General features: G+C 52.3%; 17 protein-coding genes and 1 pseudogene. 7 read left to right on the top strand and 11 right to left on the bottom strand.

The features are described from left to right. Window positions 1-126 precede the first annotated feature (126 nt). Both CX651_RS20160 and CX651_RS14385 read right to left on the bottom strand, forming a co-directional pair. A pseudogene (locus CX651_RS20160) lies at window positions 127-207 on the bottom strand (transposase); the annotation flags it as partial. Window positions 208-245: 38 nt separating this feature from the next. Beyond that, window positions 246-470 carry a hypothetical protein gene (locus tag CX651_RS14385; RefSeq protein WP_101056595.1) on the bottom strand — a complete coding sequence of 75 codons (225 nt, stop codon included), beginning with the start codon at window positions 468-470 and terminating at the stop codon, window positions 246-248. Between the two features lie 658 nt (window positions 471-1128). Here CX651_RS14385 and CX651_RS14380 point away from each other — a divergent pair. Beyond that, window positions 1129-3465: a leucine-rich repeat domain-containing protein gene (locus CX651_RS14380; RefSeq protein ID WP_101056594.1), complete on the top strand. Its 2337-nt coding sequence runs from the start codon at window positions 1129-1131 to the stop codon at window positions 3463-3465. 69 nt (window positions 3466-3534) lie between these two features. Here CX651_RS14380 and CX651_RS14375 read toward each other — a convergent pair whose 3' ends face one another. From CX651_RS14375 to CX651_RS14360, 4 genes are read right to left on the bottom strand one after another with little or no spacing between them, the layout of a single operon-like run. Further along, on the bottom strand, window positions 3535-4257 hold the full coding sequence (locus CX651_RS14375; RefSeq protein WP_101056593.1) for a phosphate ABC transporter ATP-binding protein: 723 nt from the start codon (window positions 4255-4257) through the stop codon (window positions 3535-3537). 1 nt (window position 4258) lies between these two features. Further along, window positions 4259-5119 (bottom strand): PstA family ABC transporter permease, encoded by an 861-nt coding sequence (locus CX651_RS14370; protein ID WP_025889858.1) that lies wholly within the window; start codon window positions 5117-5119, stop codon window positions 4259-4261. Then, window positions 5116-5982 (bottom strand): PstC family ABC transporter permease, encoded by an 867-nt coding sequence (locus CX651_RS14365; protein ID WP_039034380.1) that lies wholly within the window; start codon window positions 5980-5982, stop codon window positions 5116-5118. The genes CX651_RS14370 and CX651_RS14365 overlap by 4 nt, the downstream gene beginning before the upstream one ends. Window positions 5983-5988: 6 nt before the next feature. Continuing rightward, on the bottom strand, window positions 5989-6819 hold the full coding sequence (locus CX651_RS14360; protein ID WP_101056592.1) for a phosphate ABC transporter substrate-binding protein: 831 nt from the start codon (window positions 6817-6819) through the stop codon (window positions 5989-5991). Window positions 6820-7026: 207 nt separating this feature from the next. Here CX651_RS14360 and CX651_RS14355 point away from each other — a divergent pair, with 207 nt between their 5' ends. The 3 genes from CX651_RS14355 to CX651_RS14345 all read left to right on the top strand — a co-directional run bounded on the left by CX651_RS14355 (window position 7027) and on the right by CX651_RS14345 (window position 8674). Beyond that, window positions 7027-7353 carry a tetratricopeptide repeat protein gene (locus tag CX651_RS14355; protein ID WP_101056591.1) on the top strand — a complete coding sequence of 109 codons (327 nt, stop codon included), beginning with the start codon at window positions 7027-7029 and terminating at the stop codon, window positions 7351-7353. Between the two features lie 194 nt (window positions 7354-7547). Then, window positions 7548-8027 (top strand): DUF2947 domain-containing protein, encoded by a 480-nt coding sequence (locus tag CX651_RS14350; protein WP_101056590.1) that lies wholly within the window; start codon window positions 7548-7550, stop codon window positions 8025-8027. A gap of 83 nt (window positions 8028-8110) precedes the next feature. After that, window positions 8111-8674 carry a chalcone isomerase family protein gene (locus tag CX651_RS14345; protein ID WP_101056599.1) on the top strand — a complete coding sequence of 188 codons (564 nt, stop codon included), beginning with the start codon at window positions 8111-8113 and terminating at the stop codon, window positions 8672-8674. Between the two features lie 64 nt (window positions 8675-8738). Here the strand turns inward: CX651_RS14345 and CX651_RS14340 are convergent, their stop codons facing one another. Continuing rightward, the gene (locus CX651_RS14340) at window positions 8739-9629 is read right to left on the bottom strand and encodes a DUF6268 family outer membrane beta-barrel protein (protein ID WP_101056589.1); all 891 of its coding nucleotides are present in this window, start codon (window positions 9627-9629) and stop codon (window positions 8739-8741) included. Between the two features lie 47 nt (window positions 9630-9676). Next, a complete protein-coding gene (locus CX651_RS14335; protein ID WP_101056588.1) occupies window positions 9677-10291 on the bottom strand; it encodes a TetR/AcrR family transcriptional regulator in 615 nt (204 codons plus the stop codon). Window positions 10292-10548: 257 nt separating this feature from the next. On the opposite strand from CX651_RS14335, the gene CX651_RS14330 reads away from it, so the two are divergent. The 3 genes from CX651_RS14330 to CX651_RS14320 all read left to right on the top strand — a co-directional run bounded on the left by CX651_RS14330 (window position 10549) and on the right by CX651_RS14320 (window position 17155). Further along, window positions 10549-11616 (top strand): efflux RND transporter periplasmic adaptor subunit, encoded by a 1068-nt coding sequence (locus CX651_RS14330; RefSeq protein WP_101056598.1) that lies wholly within the window; start codon window positions 10549-10551, stop codon window positions 11614-11616. Beyond that, window positions 11613-14699 (top strand): efflux RND transporter permease subunit, encoded by a 3087-nt coding sequence (locus CX651_RS14325; RefSeq protein WP_101056587.1) that lies wholly within the window; start codon window positions 11613-11615, stop codon window positions 14697-14699. Before CX651_RS14330 ends, CX651_RS14325 begins: the two co-directional genes overlap by 4 nt. Window positions 14700-15148: 449 nt before the next feature. Beyond that, the gene (locus tag CX651_RS14320; protein WP_101056586.1) at window positions 15149-17155 is read left to right on the top strand and encodes a methyl-accepting chemotaxis protein; all 2007 of its coding nucleotides are present in this window, start codon (window positions 15149-15151) and stop codon (window positions 17153-17155) included. A gap of 184 nt (window positions 17156-17339) precedes the next feature. On the opposite strand, the gene CX651_RS14315 is transcribed toward CX651_RS14320, so the two are convergent. The 3 genes from CX651_RS14315 to gshA all read right to left on the bottom strand — a co-directional run bounded on the left by CX651_RS14315 (window position 17340) and on the right by gshA (window position 20063). Further along, a complete protein-coding gene (locus tag CX651_RS14315; protein WP_224868004.1) occupies window positions 17340-17972 on the bottom strand; it encodes a transglycosylase SLT domain-containing protein in 633 nt (210 codons plus the stop codon). Between the two features lie 103 nt (window positions 17973-18075). After that, window positions 18076-18501 (bottom strand): hypothetical protein, encoded by a 426-nt coding sequence (locus tag CX651_RS14310; RefSeq protein ID WP_101056585.1) that lies wholly within the window; start codon window positions 18499-18501, stop codon window positions 18076-18078. Next, window positions 18498-20063 (bottom strand): glutamate--cysteine ligase, encoded by a 1566-nt coding sequence (gshA, locus tag CX651_RS14305; protein ID WP_101056584.1) that lies wholly within the window; start codon window positions 20061-20063, stop codon window positions 18498-18500. The genes CX651_RS14310 and gshA overlap by 4 nt, the downstream gene beginning before the upstream one ends. Window positions 20064-20077 lie beyond the last annotated feature (14 nt).

Here is a 20077-nt window from a genome sequence, read left to right as displayed (position 1 = left end):
GTACTTTCAGCATCTATCAACTGGCGACGGGCGGTGGTCATAACCAACCTCGACTGAGCTTTGATGGGTATTTCAAAGCCTAGTCAAGCCTGGGCGAAACATCAAAAGATATGGCTGTCCTGTATTACTATTTCTCACGCAACGGTTAATCACGTGGTAAAAGGGTGTACTTTCAGCATCTATCAACTGGCGACGGGCGGTGGTCATAACCAACCTCGACTGAGCTTTGATGGGTATTTCAAAGTCTAGTCAAAGCTGAGCGAAACATCAAAAAGGTATGGCTGTCCTGTATTATCGTCCTGTATTATCTGCTCCATCAACTCTCGCCGCTCTTCCGGCGAGAGTTCCTTTATCTCCCTTATCAGCCGCTCTACCCTGCTTTCCTTCATGACTTCGCCAACCTCAGTTCCCACCCCCAACAAAGCCGCTGTAGTAATCCCAAGCTCTCTTCTTACCTGCTCTATTTCCAAGTGGGCATAGGTGCTGGCGGTAATGCTAATGTCACTGTGGCCTAGCAGCCTACTGGTGATTTGCCCGTGGTTTCAACATCAGCCGCCGCGCATCACGCTCCAACTGGTGATCGACCGACGCAGATCATGAATGGTGACACTTTTGCCCTTGCCTTTGCCTGCAGTCCCGCTCTTTCAGTTATCCGGTCCTAGAAGCTGCGCTGACTGGATTTTTCGGTCACACCACCTGTAAGGCTGTTATCTGCATAAACATCATTCCAGTATTGCTGGCCTATATCTATCCCATTGATTGTACAGGGCCTTCAACTCTTGTAAAATACGGTAGCAAGCTTGAGTGCGGGCCACTTTTGTGGTCACTGGAAGGAAAATCGGTAAATGGAATTAGTCAGCTCTTCGCATTGCGCAGCATCTTATGCTGCTACTCCATCTGTAATTGTCGATGTCATATTCGGTGCACTTTTCGATGCACTCTACCGGGCATCTTGCAATCCATTTCGTTCCACATCTTCCGGCACACACTATCGACAGCGACACAGGCCAAATCCAGGGCCTGTGTCCCCCTAAGCTCAAGTTAATCAGAACGATAAAACTACAGCGTTAAGCATCTGCAGCGGCCAGCAGGCTTAGTAACTATACCCTACAATAAGTTGTTTATATTATGTCCCAATTTATAGAATCCCTCCCCGACTACTTTAATGCTGTTAAAAACAGTGCCGGCTTTCCTGAGAAATTCATCAACGACCTTTTCCTGATTGGCAAATGCAGCGCAGATACCGACTGCGTGAAAGAGATCCGTCAACTGCTGAAACAGCATGCGAGCCAGGATATTCAGAATGCCTTCAAGTGCCGCAAGAAACTGATTAAAGGCGAGAAAGAGCCGGATATGAGAGATGTCTTCTGTGTCCTTTGCGAGTATGCCAGCCTGTCGGCCGAGCTGGATGTCGATTACCTCTATGCCAGGCTTGGATATACCATCATAGATATTCGAGCCGGTCAGTCACTGGAGGCACTCTGCGAGCGCCCCGAGCTGTTGGCGCGTTTCCCCTCGGTGACTTTTCTGGCCATCGAAGACGTGCCCTTTTGTGGACAACGGTTGCCGGAAAGTATCGGTAGCCTGCCACTGCTTGAAAAGCTCAACATTGAAGGCGATTACAAGACACTGCCCAAGAGCATTGAAAATCTAAAGAAACTGCAAGAGTTTAAAATTGACTCAGTGCCGCTGGAAAGTCTGGATCTTGATTTTCGCCAACTGACAAACCTCAGCAGCCTAACCTGGTACGATACCCCTATCTGCGGCGCCGAGCTTTTTGATTTACCGGCCGGATTGACCAAGATTGATCTGGGCCGAATCCCTGATTTACAACGCCTTGGCACTAACTTGGATAAGCTGCCACAGCTGCAACACTTAAAAATCTCATGCTGTCCCCAACTTGCATCTATTGATGAGCAACTGACCTTAGCCAACCTCAATAAGCTGACACTATGGAAAAACCCGTTATTGAGTTCAATCCATGCCAATACGGTGCTTGGCAATCAAAAAACATCTTTCACTAATGGCATAGATATCCGCTTTGCCCCAAAGGTATATGAAGATATAACCCGGCTTAAAATCCAAGAAAAGAAACTGCTGGCATTGGTCTGTGAGCATGCTGCATGTTTTCCTAATCTCAAAGAGTTGCACCTGGGTTATACCAGAGACTTAACCGGCATTCGCTTCCCTTTTGAGGCGTTTTCGCAACTGGAGAGCATCTGGGGGGCAGATTTCGGCGACGACGGCTTCTGGGATGAACTGTCTCTATGTCAAAGCCTTAAAAATCTTAGTTTTAATTCGACCAGCTCGGAAACCATACCCGAGTCGTTTAAAGAGATAGCGGCGCTGGACAGCCTCAGCATAATAAACGGCCAAAAACTCACCATAGATGCGTCATTGTTGCCACGAAAAATCAAAAAGTTGGAAATCGACCGCTGTCATCGCCTTATTGCACCGACCGAGAGACTAACCCTGGATGAACTCATTCTAAACCATTGCCCGGTGGACAATGAACGGCAGCTGTTCAGCAATATTTCTACAGCTGTGATGAAATACTACCCTGACGATGACACGCCGGACACGGGGGAAGAGCTGTCTCAATACCTGCCTCAGCCAGAGCGGCTCACCTCCTTCACCACTAGACTGGCGACAGCTAAAATCGCCGATCTATTAATGCATTGCCCCAATCTAGTGTCGCTCAATATTGACCCGGCCCAAGTTGAGACTGAGACTGAGCGTGAGGATGGATACGCAGACCAAAGGGAGACTTTACCTAGTTTGAATTGCCCCGCCGTTACCCAGTTGACCTCGCTGGAGCTGCACAATACAGACGTCGTTACCCTTGGCCCATTGCTAACGAGTAGCCCCAAGCTTGAGACAGTTAAACTCAACAAATTCGACAATTTCCCTGCCAATGTTTCGCTGCCACGGCTGAAAACCCTGTTGATTTCACGCAGTGATCTTAAAACCCTGGTTTCACTCGATGCGCCGGCATTGGAAACCTTGAAACTGGCCCTGTGTTATGAGTTTGGTCTGGAGGCCACCAAGGCCCTGGTGAAATATACCCGCTTGCATCACCTTAAACTGATGGGAATGCACAAGAGCCTGGATCATTTCCCCATGGGGCTTAAAGCACTGCCGTTAAAGCGGCTTTCTCTGAGAGGCGGCGATATCAAGGTTATCCCTGATTTTATCGGTGAGTTTACCGAGTTGGATACCTTATCTCTGGAGGACTTTGTCACTGAGTCTCTGCCCGAATCCATGTTGGCGCTTGAGAAACTGGAACGCTTGAGTATCGATTGCTGTACGTTCCTTAAACCTATCCCTCCCAGCTTCAGAAAGCTCAAGCTGAAAGTCCTTTGCTACACCATAAGCAAATTCGGCGGTTTCAACATGAACCCCAAATTGTATCAAAACTTGCTGACCCCGAATTACACCGAGCAGACCAAGTATCTCGACGATTAAGCCGAGCAATTGCAAAAGCGAGTCCGAATCACTCTTTGATTAAGCCAGGCAAAGAGTGATTCGGCGCACTCATGCCGACTCGGGTCGTAATCTCCCGTACTCAAAACGATAAAGATGATCGGCCAATCTGGCCGTTTGATGTTCGCAGTGGGATACCATCACCAGGGTACAATGACCTGCGAGGCGTTTTATCAAGGCTTCAATTTGTGCAGTAGCTTCGGGATCGAGTGAAGAGGTAGGCTCATCGAGCAATAAGATATCCGGCTCAAAAACCAGGGTGCGGGCCAGGCAAAGGCGCTGCTGTTGCCCGCCGGATAAGGTTGAGGCCGGTGCCGACAGGCGATCTTTGACCTCATCCCACAATGCCGCCTGTTCAAAGGCTTGCTGCATCTGTTTCAGCGCGGCCTCCCCCTGCAGGTTACCGACCACTTTCAAGGGAAGTAACAGGTTTTGCGCCACACTACCGGGAAGCAATTGCGGATGTTGAAACACCATACCGACTTTACGGCGCAAATAGGGTAACTCTGTGGTTTTCAGTTGATTGACCGAAAGCGGCTTATCTGCCACGCAAAGCGTTATCTCACCCCGGGTACGACTATGTTGATATTCGTCATTGAGGCGATTGAGCGCCCGTAACAGGGTGGTTTTTCCCGAGCCTGACGGCCCGCTGAGCACATTGATCCGCCGCCGATGGATCTGCATGTTGATGTTTTCGAGTGCCGCTTGTTGACCAAAATACACACTGAGGTTAGACACAGTGCCCGCGACATCCGCAGCCTTTGATAACGCCATACTAATGATTCCTTCCGGGAAAACGTGTCACCCAGTTGGCCATGGAAAATACCGTGGCAGTTAAACACAGGAGTGTCAGCGCGGCACCAAACGCCATCTGCAATTCGGCCTCGCTCTGATACTGGGCACTGTAATAAAAAATCGTAAAAGGCAGGGCTTCAAACCGTTCAAAGATCCCGCCAGGTAACCCCGCATTGGCAACGGCGCCGGTCAGCATGATCACCGCGGTATCTTCTGCGGCCCGGCCGATGGCCAACATGATGCCGCCGCGGATCCCGCGCTCGGCCTGGGGCAACAATACAAAGCGCAAAGCTTGCCACTGTGTCATGCCGAGCGAGAGTGCGGTTAAACTCAAAGACACAGGCAGCGCCTGCAGCGCCGTGCGGGTAGAAACGGCCAGATAGGGAATGATCAACATCGCCAGGCAAAATGCCGACAGTGCCAAACAGGTGTTGGCAGAAGGCAGCAAGGTGTTACGCAGTAACAGAATAAGGGTAAAGCCAAACAAGCCCATCAATATAGAGGGAACGCCTGCCAGGATATCGACCGCCAGCTCCAATAGTGCCTTTGTCTTGGATGTTTTCGCCGTTGCCAGCCAGATTCCGGTTGCCAGTCCGGGCAGCAAGGCGATCATCAAAGCACTGGCAACCACCGCCAGGGTTCCGACACAGGCAGGCCAAATACCATCCCAGATAGGCGCCTGTCCCAAGAAACCTTTTAAGGGTTCAGTATCACCAAAATAGAGTGACAGGCTGAGTGTGGGAACGCCTCGATATAGAATAAATCCCAGCAGTGACAAGAGACACAGCAACAGCGTGGCGCTGCAGAATAAACACCAATAATGGAAACACTTGGCTTTCAAGACCCAGAACCCTCGGTGGTGGCCTTGGCAGACGAAGTCATATAGCGGATCAACAGAGTCACCAGCACACTGATAGTGAGCAGCAACAAACCGGCGGCAAACAGTGAGTTGTACATGGCGCTGTCATTTTCCGTGGCCAGCACCAAGCCAATATGCGCCGTCAGGGTGCGAACCGAATCAAATACACTGTCCGGAAGCTGCGGCGCATTGCCGGCCAGCATCAAAGGCAGCAAGGTATCGCCTATGGCCCTGCCAAAACCGAGTAAGGCGGCGCTGGCCATGGCGCGGCGGGCATTGGGTAATACCAGATGATACAGGGTCTGGAGATCGCTGAACCCCAGAGAAGCAGACACCATTCTGAGTTCTTTGGCCAAAGGGCGACATTGGCTGTCCAACATCATCACCATCACAGGCAAGATCAACAGCACTATCACCAGAGTGGCACTGATGAGGCTGAACCCCGAACCGGTTCGAAAGGTTTCTCGGATCAGCGGCACCAGCAAAAATACAGCGGCCAACCCATACACCACGGTCGGGATCCCGGCCATCAAGCGGATCAGCGCCCGGATAAAGCGCGCTGGCCTTCGATAGCGAGGTAATAAACAAAACCCTGTGATGCCAAGGGCGATAGGAAATGCCAACAGTAAGGCCAGCAGTCCCAACAAACCGGAGCCGGCAATCATGGCAACTATGCCAAATTGCCCCTGCTCCGGTTGCCAGTGTAACGACAACACGCTGGTTTGCGGGTTGAAAAACACCGGCAATGCAAACCACATCAGAAACCCAAACAGCAGCACTATCAGCAACAATACTGATGCGGCCAGAAGTTGCAGTATCCGCTCAGCGGAGATCTGTGTGGTCATGAGTCATTAATGTCCGACAGGAATATATCCGGCTTCACGGATAAATTCAGCGCCGTCTGGACCATAGATATAGTCAATAAACGCCTGGGTCAGCCCCTGAGGTTGTCCCTTGGTATTCATATACAACTTACGCACTACAGGGTATTCGCCGGAAGCACAGGCTTCATTGGTGGGCAGCACATTATCCAATATTGGCGCTTTCACTGTCTGATCGATATAACCGACACTGCTGTAACCTATGGCACCGGGATCGCGGGCAATCGCAGTTTTCATCGCACCATTGGAAGGCACAACATTGGCCTGAGCCGAAACCGGCGACTTATTCAGCAACTTTTTAACGAATACCGAGCGGGTACCGCTGGCTTCATCACGGGTGAAAATATTGATCTGCCGATCTTCACCGCCCAGGCTCTTCCAGTTGGTTATTTTACCGGAATAGATATCCATCACCTGTTGCGAGCTCAGCTGTTGAATGGGGTTGGCCGGGTTGACGATAACCGCAACGCCATCGATGGCAAATGGGAAAGAAAGCAGACCGTATTTCAATTCACCCGGCTTCAGAGGGCGGCCGGTATTACCGATTTCAACCAGTCCCTTGGCAACCTGCTGAGCACCCACGCCACTGCCGCCACCGGCAATAGTAATGCGAATGTCGTTATTGGCAGACATAATGGTTTTTGCCGCCTGCTTCATCACAGGGATATGCGCGGTACCACCGGCAATGTTCAAGGTACCGGACAAGTTTTCAAAGCGATCGAGCTCAGACGCCATGCCAACAGCAGGAACCGCCAGCACAGAGCATAATAACAACTTGATAAATCTGAATTTAAGTCGCATGTCATTTCCTTTGGAATGCACTTGAGCCGAAACAGTCAGCCCAAATAAAGAGGTGTGGTTCGGTGCCGAGCCTCACGGCGCGCAATGATAACAATCACATCAAATCAACCTTTTGACTCAAATCACAAATAAACCCAACAAAAGTAACCATCCTAAACGACAGAAAGCTATGACAATCAGGAACAAACAACCGAAACCGAGCTCAGAATGATTTCCATACTGGCGCTACAGCTCAATATGCTGCCGTTGGCCGAAACCACCCTAGCTGAGTTGAGCCGCTTGAACGACAGTTTTCTGCCGCAGTATGCCCATGTCTTACGCCTCGGTGGTAAAGGACAGCAGGCGCTTGAAACCTATCTGGATTACCTCGGCAAATATCCGCAAGACTTGCAGGTATGGTTGAAACTGGCGTTATTTATGCGCGCGGTGCAACAAAATGAAGCCGCCATCACCGCATTTTCCAGAGTCCTGGAGCTCGACCCGAATAATCTCAGCGCCAAGCAGGGATTAACCGAACTGCAAACCCAGAATTAGCGAAGATACAATCAAGCCCCATATGTGCTCTGCGTCGGCTTACAGGATAGGGTGCAAGGCATGATTCGCAGCAAATGGCCCAAGCCCTTTGCAAGTGGTGCGCCTTCCCCAGGCCGTTTCATGCGGCCTTTCTTTTCCCCTTTCGCCACCGTTATAATGCCCCGGCAAATAAGCGCAGTTCCGGAGAATAAAACTTGAATCACAGCTATATTCCACTCGATCAGTATCGCCGTAAATGGATCTTCAACCATAAGGATCTGCCGGTCAGTGACCTGGATAAGACGGCTATATTGCCGCTGGATCAAAAGAGCGCCATGGAAGTGTGGAATCGCTGGATAAGCAACAAAAGCAGCTGCGCCGAAGACTTTACCAAGGGCGATTGGGCCAGCCGCAGCTCCACCTGGCACCAGACCGAACACTGGCAAAGCCATTGGGACAGCGAAGACAACAGCCTACCGGAACCTTTGGCCGACTTCATCGATTGGCCCGCGGATGCCCCTGTATATTTCTGTTATGAAAAGTATCAGGTGATCCAAACTCGCTGGGAAATCTTTGCCCGTAACTGGAAATGCTTTCTGTTTTTCGACGATGGTCCCTTACTGATAAGCCCCAAACACAAGCAAGCCGTTTGGTTTAGTCAAGATGGCAACTTCAAAATGGGTCTACGGGGCTAAGGAAGGTTTTTGGCAAACATTCAGTGAACAAGAAAAACCTTGCCGGTTCAGCCACTCAGAACGACCAATATCAAGAGAACAAGATGAAAAAAATAACCTTAACCGCTCTATTGTTGGGCTTATCGCTGTCTGCCACTGTGGATGCCCGTGAAATTGCCGGTGAAAATATTCCAGAGACCCTCAGCATTCAGGCGGCAACGCCGCTTAAACTCAATGGAGCCGGGGTACGCAGCAAGTTCTTTATGGATCTCTACATCGGCAGTCTCTATCTGCCAACACAAGCGACCACAGCAGCCGAGGTATTGGCGCAGCCTCAAGCGGCGGTCAGCTTGAAAATAGTCTCGGGTCTTATCACCGCAGATAAGATGCGCTCGGCGATAACTGAAGGTTTCGATGACGCTACAGGCGGCAAAACCGAAGCCATACAGGCCGATATCGACCGATTTATGAGCCTGTTTCAGGAAGAAATCAAACAAGGCGACAGCTTCCTCCTGTATACCAGCCAGGAAAACGGTGTCAGTGCCTACAAGAACGGTGAGTTGCAAGACACCATCACCGGAGAGAACTTTCGCCGCGCGCTGCTGAATATCTGGCTCGGCGATGAACCGGCGCAGAGCAGCCTGAAAAAAGCGATGCTGGCCGACTGAATTCCTCAGCCAGAGAATCGCTCAATCGAAAGGGAGAAGTTGCCCGCCACGGCGGGCAAGTCAATCAAAAACGATAGCTAAGATGAACAGCGCCTGCCAGATAGTTATCCAACTCGCGCTTGATCTCAGGTTCACTCAACTCAAGTTCCGGGTTGATGAAGTAACCCACATAGGCGTTGAGATTGAATCCTTGTCCCAACTGCCAGCCCAAACGGGCAAAACTGCTGACTTCGGTCAGTTCCAGCGTTTGCTCATTTTCCCCAACCAAGATCCGCTCGGTGCGATGGGATGCTCCCAGCCCCAACTCCATATCCGGTGAGATCCGATAACTGAACTCTATCCCTGCCGGACCGGTAAAACCCGCCTGAAACGGGTTACCCACCCGCCATCTATCACTGAGTTGCCAATCGATAAGCAGATAAGGAACCGTACGCACCTCACTGATATCATTAAGATATGCAATACCAAAGCCCAACATATTACCCGAGTTGAACCTGTGAATGGCACCGGCTATCACACCATAACTTTCGGCATCCGAAGAGGAAACTTCATCACTGTAGGCATACTGTAACTGAGGCGTTAGCATCAAGCTCCAGTGTCTATTCAGATTATATCTCAGGCTGATGGAAGCCGAATAACGCTGGGCCGAGTCAAACTGGCTGGCAGCAAAAACTCTATCGGCAACACTATTGCCAGGTAAATCGGAAAAATCCCAGTCCAGTTTGTCATACCCCAGGCTGACACCCAGCCCCCAACGTTTATCCAGTTGCCAGTCAGCCCGCGCTCCCAGAAGATAACTGCGACGCCCCAGTTCCCCGCCACCATCAATATCCGAGTCAGCATTTTCAAAAGTGGCCAAACTCAGGCTATAGCGGGATGTCGAAGCCTCTGCGGCAAGCAACCCTGCACTGGCACTCAAAGTGCTCAGCAAGATAACTGTAGCCGTTTTGTTCATCTCATGTCCTTTTGCCGTTCAAATAAAAACTCAATTATAACCGTACGCTACCCCAACCTATGCGCTTTAAGAAACAATCCGGCCGTCTCAACGCAATAATCCCTGTGCTGCGCCTCGAGTTGCCCTGTGTTCAGCCCCAACTCTTTTCTGAGCCGCAGCTCACCAAACAACATTAGGCTCAGCCTCACCGCGGCCTGACGCTTGTTGCCGAAGTGGTACCCGCCATGACGCTCAACCTGAGTAAAGAAGTCCACCAGCAACCCCAACATATACTCAGGACCGGCATCAAAATAGAGCTGTGCAGGTTCCGGATGGGTATCGACCTGGGAAACACAGGCGCGATAAACCGTAATGGCATCCTCACTGACGATCAGCTCGCCGAAGTACTCGGCAAACACCGCCAGCGCCTGCTCGGGCCGGGCAGCGTCGGCCAATAGTTCTTCGGCAACCTGACGCACCACACATTTGGACTCGATAGCCGCCACAAACAGCTCATCCTTACAGCCAAAATGAGCGTAAACCGTTTGTTTCGATACCCCGGCAGTCTTAGCCACTTCATCCATGCTGGTATGAGGAAATCCCTGGGCGCAGAAGAGTTCGATAGCGGCCTCCAGTATCTGAGCCCTCTTCTGTTCGCTACGCGTTAATTGCTGATTATTCATAACTTTATGACTTACACCTTGTTCGGCAACGTCTTGAAAGGCATTAGAGCACAAAATAGACTAGACAGTCCAGTTCAGCCAAATTAGACTAGCAAGTCCAGTTTAACTTATTGCTAACAAGCGGCGATCGGCATAGGGAGAAGTCATTGCAACAGCGCATCAAGGAAGTTAAAAAAACAAACGCTTCAGGGCCGAAAATCAAATTCACCCAGCCCCAAGGTTCGGGCCGCAGCGCGCTGTTGGCAGCCCTTACCTTGATGTTATGCCTATCCGCCTGCCATCCACAGCCCGTTGAGCAAAGTGAAATCAAGCCCGCAGTGGTCAACAGTGCCAATCTTGTGCTTAAGCCTAGTTATACCAAGTTACAGCAATTCAGTGGCAGTATCAGAGCCGGTAATACCACGGGCATAGGTTTCGAGCTCCCAGGCAAACTGCAAAAACTTCTGGTAGATACTGGTGACAGGGTCAAACCCGGACAATTGTTGGCACAGTTGGATAGCAGCTTACTGGAAGCCGAGCAAACCGAGTTACTGGCAGCGCTGGATCAGAATCAAGCCGATATCTCGCTGGCCCGAGCAACATTAAAACGCTCACTGGAGCTCAGTGCCAAACAATATCTTTCCGAGCAGCAACTCGACGAGCTCAAAGGCAAGCTGGCCAGCCTGGAAGCCGGGCACGCTAGGCTGGAAGCCTCACTGAAGGCCAATGAACTTAAGCGGCAGAAATCGCTTCTCATCGCCCCCTTTGCCGGGGTGGTAGCCGCAAGAGAGCACAACCTCGGCGAGGTCATCGCCCTGGGCAGCCCGGTCTTTACCCTGGTGCAGAGCGACAATCTGCAGGCTCTGATAGGGGTGCCGCTGAATATTGCCGAGCAGTTGCAACCCGGTGTCATTCTCAAGCTCAGAGTCGCCGAAAACTATTACCAAGCCAAATTAAAAGGGATCAGCGGCCAAATAAATCCCGTCACCCGCACAGTGCAGCTCAGGTTCAGCATCACCCCCACATCGGAAACGACACCAATCAATGGCGAACTGGCTTATTTGCAATACCGCCGTGAAGTTCTCCGTGAAGGCTACTGGGTCCCGGTGTCGGCGCTCACCGACGGTATTCGCGGTCTGTGGAATCTGTATGTGCTCAAGCAAGATGCCGATGAGTTTAAACTGCAGCGCCGCGATGTGGAAATTGTCTATACCGAGGGCGACAACGCCTTTATCAGCGGCGCCATCAGCCCTGGAGAGCAGTTTGTTACCACGGGCCTGCACAAACTGGTTGCCGGGCAAAGAGTCGTGCCAGGCGCCGCATTGGCGGTTAGAGGTGGTCAATGAACCCTCTCATCAAGGCTTTCGTCGAGAATGGTCGTCTCGCCAGCCTATTGATAGCCCTGTTGCTGGTTGCCGGGCTCGGCGCCATTTCCAGCCTGCCACGCACCGAAGACCCTCATATCACCAACCGCTTTGCCTCTGTGATCACCAACTATCCTGGGGCTTCCGCCGAACGGGTCGAGGCTCTGGTAACTGAAGTACTGGAAAATGAGTTGAGACGACTGGAAGAGCTCAAGCTTGTCCAGTCCACCTCAAGACCCGGGGTCTCGGTGATTCAACTCGAGCTCAAAGATACCGTAACAGCAACCGAACCAGTCTGGTCGAGAGCCAGAGATCTGCTGGCCGATAGCGTCGGCCGCTTGCCACAGAGTGTCAATCCGCCGGTGCTCGACGATCAGCTGGGTTACGCCTATACCGCCATCATAGGCCTGGGATGGCACGGCGGCGGTGAAGCGCGACCTGACATTCTCAGCCGTTACGCCAAAGAGTTGCAAAGCAAACTGCGGCTCTTGAGCGGCACAGACTTTGTCAAACTCTATGGCGCGCCGACGGAGGAAATTCTGGTCACGCTGGATGGCGAGCGTATCAATCGGCTCGAACTGACACCGGGAGCCGTCGCCAACATTCTCAATCAGGCCGATACCAAGGTGTCGGCCGGTGAAATCAACAACCAGAGCTTCCGGGCATTGGTGGAGGTTTCCGGCGAGCTGGACTCGCTGGAGCGTATCCGTCAAGTGCCGCTTAAGACCGACAGTTTCGGGCAACTGATCCGCCTTGGCGATATCGCAACAATCAATCGCCAGCCCAAGGATCCGCCGGATAATCTGGCGCTGCTTGACGGTGAGCCAGGTATTATGGTGGCCGCCCGCATGCTCAACAACACTCGAGTAGATATCTGGAGTGAACAAGTGCGCCGGATCACAGCCGAGTTGGAGCAAAGTTTTCCCGCCAATATCCGCATGCAATGGCTATTTGAACAGGAAGGCTACACCAACGAGCGCCTGCAGGAACTGCTGTTCAATCTGCTGCAGGGGTTTGTACTGATTCTTTTGGTGCTGCTGGTGACTGTCGGCATGCGCAATGCGCTTATCGTCGCCTTGTCACTGCCGTTGACGGCGCTGTTCACCCTGGCCTGCATGAAGTTTACCGGCCTGCCCATTCATCAAATGTCGGTCACCGGCTTGGTGGTGGCGCTGGGGATCATGGTGGATAACGCTATTGTGATTGTCGATGCCATTGCCCAGCGCCGCCGCGAGGGCATGAGTAAGCTGCAGGCGGTCAATACCACCATCAGGCACCTTTGGCTGCCGCTTGCCGGCTCTACTGTCACCACCATGCTAGCATTCGCACCGATAGTGCTGATGCCGGGCGCCGCCGGAGAGTTTGTCAGCGGTATCGCCATTTCAGTGATCTTTGCCCTGCTCGGCTCCTACCTCATCTCCCACACCCTGATAGCCGGTCTCGCCGGGCGTTTCAGCCGCGCCAAGGACGACAACCGCTGGTATCACCACGGAGTGAATCTGCCAAGGCTTGCCAGAACCTATCGCCAGACTCTGCAACTGGCGCTCAACTACCCGAAAACTGCCGCGCTGCTGATCGGTATCTTGCCGCTGGCAGGCTTTGTGGCCTCCGGGCAGATGACAGAGCAGTTTTTCCCGCCATCGGACAGAAACATGTTCCAGCTGGAACTCTACCTTTCGCCCCATGCCAGCCTGGCGAGGACAGAACAAAGAGTCAAACAGCTCGATAGAGAGCTGCGCAGTACTGACGGCATAGAAAGTGTCAATTGGGTCATAGGCGGGAACGTGCCCTCCTTCTACTACAACCTGACTCAAAAGCAGCAAGGCGCCAGCCAATACGCCCAGGCGATGATAAGAACCCGCGACTTTCGCACCGCCAATCGCTTAATCCCCGAGTTGCAACAGCGGCTGGATAAGGACTATCCGGATGCGCAGATCCTGGTGCGTAAACTGGAGCAGGGCCCTCCTTTCAACGCCCCGGTGGAGTTAAGACTCTATGGTCCCAACCTCGACCGCCTGGCCGAGCTTGGGGATGAGGTGCGGCGATTGCTGGCCGAGACCCAGGATGTGATCCATACCCGGGCGACCCTGAGCCCGGGGGCACCTAAGGTGTGGCTGCTGCTCGATGAAGATGCCAGCCTGATGGCCGGCCTGAGTCTGAGTGAGATTGCCTCGCAGATCCAGATGTCCACCACAGGCATCACCGGCGGCAGTTTGCTGGAGCAAACCGAATCGCTGCCGGTGAGAGTCAAGCTCGGCGCCGGTGTCGGCGAGCAGCAATCGAGGCTGTCACAAATAAGTCTGCTGTCGCCCAATGGTGAGTCGATTCCGCTTTCGGCCGTGAGTCAAAGCCATGTCAATGCCAGTCGCGGCGCCATTCCTCACTATAATGGCCAACGGGTTAATATACTCGAAGCCTATATCGCCTCCGGCGTGCTGCCGCAAAAAGTGCTGGAGCGAGTCAAACCCAAACTGGCCGAGCTTAAACTGCCCGCCTCCTACCGAATAGAGATAGGCGGTGAGAGTGCCAAACGCGATGAAGCCGTGGGTAATCTACTCTCCAATATCGTCTTGGTAATCACCTTGCTGCTGAGCGTATTGGTGCTCTCCTTCAACTCCTTCAGGCTGACGGGGATCATTCTGCTCAGCGCCCTGCAATCGGCGGGGCTCGGGCTGCTGGCTGTCTGGGCTCTGGGTTATCCCTTTGGCTTTACCGTGATAATAGGTTTGCTGGGCTTGATGGGGCTTGCCATCAATGCCGCAATAGTGATCCTGGCGGAGCTCGAGTCCGAGCCTCTGGCGCGCCTGGACAACACAAACGTTATTCTTGCCGGGGTCATGCGCTGCAGCCGTCATATCGCTTCGACCACCATCACAACCGTAGGCGGCTTTCTGCCGCTGATCCTGGCCGGCGGTGGTTTTTGGCCGCCCTTTGCCATCGCCATTGCCGGAGGCACGGCGCTGACCACCCTCTTGTCTTTGGTTTGGGTGCCTGTGGTCTATTCCCTGTGGTTGAAGCCGCAGCCCGAGTGTTCCCGCAACTTGCCCCTGAAAAATGAATATTGACCCCAAAAGACAAGCGCAGGCCGGATTATCGTCGGTATTGGTGTTGCGCGAGTCGCCCTAGTATCAACCCGCTTGCTCCTCAAACTGCTTTGCAGCACTCTGTTCGAGCCTCACCCAAGCCTCTGCAGACAAGAATATATGTTTCCCCATGAGGAATATGCGTAATTTTTCAAGTTTACCAATAATAATCAGACGCTTATAAAAAATTATTTCCCATCATCTGATTTACCCACTTTATGGTTTAATCAAGAGCGCGAACAAAACTGCAAGCGTCATAAAGCACATTTTTTTAAATATGATATAAAAAACATAAAGTTATCCCCCGCAGTACCGCTATAGTAAAGCATCTTCTAAAATAAAAGGTCGGGTCCATAGTTAGATTCAGGTCAAAACTTGTTTAACCTGAATGAGATAAAGTTCAACAAACCGGTCAAACAGGAATAACGATAATGAATTACCGCAACTGGCCTATCGCCAAACAGATCGGCACACTGGCTTTTGTGCTGACAATTTTGGTGTTTGGCGTCCTGAGTAGCATCTCCTACCTGACAGCCTCATCTACCCTGAAAGAGAAAGCGATAACCGCCATGGAGCAACAGGTCCATGGGGTCGATGATCTGCTGGCATTGCAATACGAGAGCTTGCTATCCCTGGCTCATCGCAATGCCGATGTATTCAGGGCCATGTATCCGGGCCAATTCCATAAACCGGAAAACAAGACAGTTAGAGTTCTCGGAATGGATACCCCGGCATTAATGCATGAAAAGGAACAGCTCAACTCATCCCGCAGTAAAGTTGACCGATATGCCAACCTCACCGGCGGTAATGCCACAGTGTTCGTTCGTGACGGCGATGACTTCCTTCGTATAGCAACCTCACTGAAAAAGGCCGATGGCAGCCGCGCTCTGGGGACTTACCTAGGCACAAAACACCCGGGCTATCAAAAACTTATTCAGGGCCAAGACTATGAGGGCTATGCCAAGCTGTTCGGCCGCGACTATATGACAGTTTACCGTCCGGTCAAGGACGTTCAGGGCTCGGTGATAGGTATTCTCTACATAGGTTTCGACATTAGCGATTCCCTGGTTCAGCTGCAGCAATCGGTCAAACAGTTACGCCTGGAGGAAAGTGGCACCTATCTGCTGCTGCGCCGCGCCGACAAAGTGGTAGTGGCTCATCCAAGTTTGCCTCAGGGGCAAACCATCACAGAGGCCGAGCTGGACGGCATGCCGCTTGATGAACTAATGAACAGTGAAGGAGTCAAGAGCTACCTCAATGGCAAAGGCGTGGAGATGATTGCCTACAGTGCCACTATCCCCGGCTGGAACTGGGAGCTTATTGGTCAGGTTAAGGCTGCTGAGCTGAATGAAGAGAGCCAGACTCTGCTGCTGATCAATGCCATGGTCGCCGTGGTTGGCATTTTGGTTATCACTATTTTGCTCTCTGTTGTACTGGTACGCACCGTCAAGCCGTTGCAAACTCTGCAACGTCATATGGAAAACCTGGGCAAAGGCGATTTCAGCCAAGCACTGCCAAAACTCGACAGCCGCAGCGAAAACGAAGTAGTGCGGATAAGCAACAGTGTCACCGAAATGACCATGGGGCTCAAGCAACTGCTTCAGGCACTGCAAGGCTCGGTACAGACGTTGGAATACCAGGCAGAACAAGCCCAGGAAGTCGCCCGTCTCAACGGCGATGAAGCCCAAGCGCTTATGGCTCAAACCGATCAAATAGCTACCGCCATCGAGGAGATGTCCACCTCGATACGCGATGTCGCCAATCACGCCGGAGAAAGCGCCAACCAGAGCCAACAGGTGGATGAAGCCTCCCGCGCCGGTCACCAGCAACTGACTCAGGTAGTACAGGGACTGGAAACTCTCAGCATACAACTGAGTGAAAGTCATATCGCTGTCGAAGGTGTAGCCAAAGAGAGTGAAGCCATCAACACCATTACAGAGGTTATCAATGGTATCGCCGAGCAAACCAACCTGCTGGCACTGAACGCCGCCATCGAAGCCGCCCGTGCCGGTGAACAAGGACGCGGTTTCGCAGTGGTGGCCGATGAGGTGCGTACCCTTGCAAGCCGCACCCAGGCGTCGATTTCGGAAATCGGTCAGACCATCACTTCGCTGCAAGCCAAGGTTAAAGATACGGCTATGCGTATGGATCAAAGCCATCAGTTGGGTAATCGCTCCGCCGAGCAGGGAGAGGAAGCCAACAATCAGTTAACTGCCATTGCCCAGCGAATTGCCGATCTAGCCGTATCTGTCAGCAGTATTGCCAGCGCTACCGAACAACAAAGTGCTGTAGCCGAGGAAGTGACCCGCAACCTGCATCAGATAACCGATCTGGCCCGTGAAGGCGATATCCGTGCCACAGAAACAGTCACCTCAGCCAAAGAACTGACAGAGTTGGCCGCCGCACTGAAAAAACAGATAAGTGTCTTCAAGGTCTGAAAAAGAAGGAAGTCTCGGCAAGAGTAAAGGCTGAGAAATGACATGGAAAACACTTGATGCTATAACCTGTCCAAATAGAGAACCCAGCTAAGCTGGGTTCTCTTGTGTTATAGCAAACGCTTGCAGTAATCCAGATAAGCGGTCAATTCCGTTGCTATGATTATCGTCTCTTATTCTCAGGGCGTTAACCGAAAAACAGGCGCCAAAGCCAAGATGCGTCCAAATCTTCCTTGCATTGATTATATTGCGCCGCATAACGGCGGGAGCGATTGTCTACCTTATCTGCCACCCGCACCAACCAGGCCTTGCTGCGATAACTGCCACGTTTGTAGCCGCCCCAGCCTTCGTGATAATTGAGATACTGGTTGCGGGCATCCCACTTGGACACGCCATTGATCTTATGGCTCTTGTAGATAAACCAGCCCATAAAATCCATTGCATCATCAAAATCGCTGCGACTGGCCCAGCTGTTGCCGGTCTCACGTACATAATCGTCCCAGGTCATGGTCTTGGCCTGGGCATAACCATAAGCATCACTGGCGCGCCCTATGGGAATAATCCACAAGAAATATTCCATAGGTGGCGCCGCATTATGCTTGAAGGAGCTCTCCTGATACATCATGGCCAAGGGCACATGCACGGGAACACCCCACTTTTCGCGGGCATCCTTGGCGGCGTTGTACCAAGATCTGTGCTCTTTGAAGATGGCGCAGATATTATCGGGATCTTTGGGAGGCGAAGTGGCGCAGCCGCCCAAAAACAGGGAGGCAGCAAAAATAAGCGCCGGGGCAAATTTGGATAGCAACTGTTGCTTCACGAGAATCTCACGGCTTTCAAAGGCCAGGCCTTTGGTTGAACTTGGGCCCAGTGTCGCCCGAGTCAAACATCAAATGCAACCTGAGCCTCTGAAAAAGTGAGCTTTATTGCGTCTTAGGCAGTTCACATTCATGAACTTCCTGCTGCCAAACTACTGGCTCCCAGTAGCCGGTATCTTTGCCGGTATAGCGCCGGTCGGTATTGAACTTGGCCGCCAGGTGATAACGTTGTCCGGCTTCCACCTGCAACTTAAGTTCCTTGGGGGTGCGGGCCGACAGTCGCACTTTGAGCTCAGGTGAATCTATCAGCTCAGAGACGGTAAAGCTGTGTTCACCCGGTGGTAACTGATAGTTGGGTTTGGAGATCACAGGTTGGCCATCGAGATGGGTGACCACCAGACGATAAAACTGCTGCTCCCGATCCGGCTCCAGATAACCTGAAACCGTACCACATTCGCGCCCGGGCTCAGGAGCACTGGCACAGGCCGACAGCAACACAGCTGCGGCCGAGATTAACAACAAAGACTTCACTGACTGACTGCTTCCTTGGCTGGTTCATCGGCAAAGTACTGAACCAGAAAATCATCAAAATTCAAACGATCTGCGGCTTCCAGCTGCAACTGACTCTCGATTGAGGCCTGTGCTTCAGCTTCAAAGGAAGCCAGCGCCGCGGCACTCAGCGGATAATCCAGCAGTTGCTGCTGATATTCTTTCGCCAATGCCATTACCCAAGCGCCGTGATCCAGCCCCTTTTCCGCCAAGGTCTTCATCACCTGCCCAGACAGGGTTTCATTCGGGTCGATAACGGCTTGATGCCACTTGGCCAGCGCCTGCTGATATTGGTCGTCATCCTTACCATCGAGCAGCTTGGCCAACTGCTGCAGCTCGGCAAACAGTGCCAGCATCCACTGCTCGCGCGCCACAGGCACACCATTTTGACTCAGCATCAAGCCGGGCTTACGCCCTTCCAGCACCACGGCCTTGAGGTTGGCGGCTATCTCCTGCTCACCGGCGGCATCAGTGGTCGCCGAGGGACTCAGCAGACAGTAGAGCAGGAACAGATCCAGGAAACGTACCTGAGAGGCTTCAATACCTATGGCACTGAAGGGGTTTACATCCAGTGCCCGCACTTCGATATATTCCACCCCGGCTCTCGCCAGCGCCTCGGAGGGTTTTTCACCGCTACGGGTCACCCGCTTGGCGCGAATGGGGGCATAGAACTCATTTTCTATCTGCAACACATTGGCGTTGAGCTGGCGATATTCGCCATCAACCTTCACCCCTATGTTGGCAAAGTTGTCCGAAGGCATCTTGATGGCGGCACGGATCCCCTTGAGATAATCGGCCAGCGAGTTATAACTGATACTGAGCCGCTCCTGCTCCTTGTTGGTGTAACCCAGGTCACTCATTCTCAGTGAGGTGGCCCAGGGCAGATACAGGGTGCCACGGCCCATCTTTTCAAAATCCAGCTCTGTCTGCTGCTCTTTGATGAAAGAGTGGCACAACGCCGGCGAAGCACCAAACAGATAAGGCAACACCCACACCAAACGGCGGTAGTTGCGGATAAGGCCGAAGTAACGTTCCGAGATAAAATCACAACGGGAAACAGACTTATCGCTCTGGGCATAGAGCAGATCCCAAAGCTCATCAGAAACCGAGAAGTTAAAGTGCACCCCTGAAATGATCTGCATCAAGGCGCCGTATCTGTAGGTCAAGCCCTTACGATAAAGCGTCTTCATCCGCCCCGCATTGGAACTGCCATATTGAGCAATGGGAATATCTTTCTCGTCACCCACATAACAAGGCATGCTCACAGGCCAAAGCTGTTGTCCCTTAAGCTGATTAAGGGTAAAAGCATGGGTTTCTGTGAGACCGGTCAGCAGCTCATCTATGCTGTGGGTAACAGGCGTAATGAACTCAAGCAACGCCTCACTGTAATCGGTTGTGATCCTCGAGTGAGTCAGGGCCGAGCCCAAGGTTTTGGGGTGACCATCCATAGCCAGGTGCCCGCTGGCATCAATTCTCAAGGCTTCTCGCTCAATCCCACGGCGCATATCCTTAATTGCGGCGCGACCTTCGGCTCCTTTGAGCATTGCGACAGATTCGG

The organism is Shewanella chilikensis (assembly GCF_002836945.1).
Lineage (GTDB): Bacteria > Pseudomonadota > Gammaproteobacteria > Enterobacterales > Shewanellaceae > Shewanella > Shewanella chilikensis.
Note: the sequence above shows the minus strand (reverse complement) of the source record. Positions and strands in the feature narration are given on the sequence as shown.

Bases quoted from the DNA above. Each gene is read 5' to 3' on its own strand.
- CX651_RS14380 (WP_101056594.1), top strand. From the start codon at position 1,129: ATGTCCCAATTTATAGAATCCCTCCCCGACTACTTTAATGCTGTTAAA.
- CX651_RS14375 (WP_101056593.1), bottom strand. From the start codon at position 4,257: ATGGCGTTATCAAAGGCTGCGGATGTCGCGGGCACTGTGTCTAACCTC.
- CX651_RS14365 (WP_039034380.1), bottom strand. From the start codon at position 5,982: ATGACCACACAGATCTCCGCTGAGCGGATACTGCAACTTCTGGCCGCA.
- CX651_RS14360 (WP_101056592.1), bottom strand. From the start codon at position 6,819: ATGCGACTTAAATTCAGATTTATCAAGTTGTTATTATGCTCTGTGCTG.
- CX651_RS14355 (WP_101056591.1), top strand. From the start codon at position 7,027: ATGATTTCCATACTGGCGCTACAGCTCAATATGCTGCCGTTGGCCGAA.
- CX651_RS14345 (WP_101056599.1), top strand. From the start codon at position 8,111: ATGAAAAAAATAACCTTAACCGCTCTATTGTTGGGCTTATCGCTGTCT.
- CX651_RS14340 (WP_101056589.1), bottom strand. From the start codon at position 9,629: ATGAACAAAACGGCTACAGTTATCTTGCTGAGCACTTTGAGTGCCAGT.
- CX651_RS14335 (WP_101056588.1), bottom strand. From the start codon at position 10,291: ATGAATAATCAGCAATTAACGCGTAGCGAACAGAAGAGGGCTCAGATA.
- CX651_RS14330 (WP_101056598.1), top strand. From the start codon at position 10,549: ATGTTATGCCTATCCGCCTGCCATCCACAGCCCGTTGAGCAAAGTGAA.
- CX651_RS14325 (WP_101056587.1), top strand. From the start codon at position 11,613: ATGAACCCTCTCATCAAGGCTTTCGTCGAGAATGGTCGTCTCGCCAGC.
- CX651_RS14320 (WP_101056586.1), top strand. From the start codon at position 15,149: ATGAATTACCGCAACTGGCCTATCGCCAAACAGATCGGCACACTGGCT.
- gshA (WP_101056584.1), bottom strand. From the start codon at position 20,063: ATGCTCAAAGGAGCCGAAGGTCGCGCCGCAATTAAGGATATGCGCCGT.